General features: G+C 46.5%; 1 protein-coding gene. It reads left to right on the forward strand.

What is annotated here, in order from left to right:
* Positions 1–206 (forward strand): hypothetical protein (locus WH277_RS01065; RefSeq protein ID WP_339503865.1); only part of this gene is annotated, 206 nt, incomplete at its 5' end.
* Between the last annotated feature and the right edge of the window lie 37 nt (positions 207–243).

Genomic DNA, 243 nt, shown 5'->3' on the forward strand with positions numbered 1-243 from the left:
TAAGAGAGGTCAATATGGATTTTAGCCTTAAGACGTTAATGCATGCGGGGATCGGCGGGTCGGGGTTAGGTTTTGGGTCGACAGGGTTTGTTCCTTTATTATTTCCGTCAATGCCTTTCACTGATTTCATGATGTACTTCGGGGCGATCGCGGGAGCGGTTGTTTTTATCGCGCTGTATCTGTTTTTTGTCTGGCAGGATCAGTAATGCAGGCATCCTGGTACTTCCCACATGATAATCAACA

The sequence above is a fragment of the Erwinia sp. MYb416 genome (assembly GCF_037479575.1).
Lineage (GTDB): Bacteria > Pseudomonadota > Gammaproteobacteria > Enterobacterales > Enterobacteriaceae > Erwinia > Erwinia rhapontici.